Below are 1,031 nucleotides of genomic sequence, written 5' to 3' on the forward strand. Positions count from 1 at the left end.
ACGCTGCCACACCGCATAGTCGGCGTACTGCACCGGCAGCGGAGCCCACTGCGGCGCCTCACCGTTCAACCGAGCGATGTACGCGACCATCAGATCGCGAGCCAACGGACCCGTCGACGCACCGTCCACGGACACGTGATGTGCGACGATCGCGATCACATGCTCCTGCGGCGCCAGCCGCAGCAGCGCCACCTTCAATGGCACCTCTTCGGTGACGTCGAAGGTCGTGAGCACGAACTCGATGACCGCGCCGATCAGCTCCGACTCGGCGACATCGACGACGTGCAGCTCCGGCGTGACCTCCCTGGCCGGCAGAATCACCTGGTACGGCCCGTCATCGGACGTCGGGTAGGTGGTCCGAAGCACCTCGTGGCGGGCGAAGATGTCACCGATGGCCTGCTGCAGCGCCTCGACATCCAGTGCGCCCGACAACCGCACCGCGAACGGAACGTTGTCCACCGCCGAGGCCGTCGTGTCGAACTGGTTGAGGAACCAGTACCGCTGCTGCGCGGGCGAGAGCGGAACCCGCTCCGGCCGCACGCCCGCGACGAGCGCGGGCCGGGCCCGGCCCGATCCGGTCTGACGTTCGGCGCGCGCAGCCAGCGACTCGACCGTCGATGCCTCGAACAGATCGCGGACCGCGAGGCGCGTGTCCAGTGCCGCGCCCAGGCGTGCGGTCACTTGGGTGGCGATCAGTGAGTTACCGCCGAGCGCGAAGAAGTCGTCATCCGCACCGACCCGCTCGATACCGAGCACATCCGCGAACACGCTCGCGACGATCTGCTCGATCGGCGTTGCGGGAGCACGGAATTCACGACTCGTGAACTCCGGTGCGGGCAGCGCCTTGCGGTCCAGCTTGCCGCTCGCGTTCAGCGGGAAAGCGTCCAAGACCACGACAGCCGCAGGCACCATGTACGCGGGCAGTGTTTCCGAGATCCCGGCAAGCAGCGCACGCTGCTCGACTACCTGCCCGGGCTGGGGCACCACATATCCGACCAGCTGGTCGCCGAGGGTCGATCCGACCACCAGCG

The 1,031-nt window shown here is 67.9% G+C and carries 1 protein-coding gene; it reads right to left on the bottom strand.

The features are described from left to right. A partial coding sequence (locus ACLMAL_RS39615) for a condensation domain-containing protein (protein WP_412003769.1) occupies nucleotides 1-1,031 on the bottom strand: 1,031 nt, incomplete at both ends.

It is taken from the genome of Nocardia sp. CWNU-33, assembly GCF_046764895.1.
Classification (GTDB): Bacteria; Actinomycetota; Actinomycetes; order Mycobacteriales; family Mycobacteriaceae; genus Nocardia.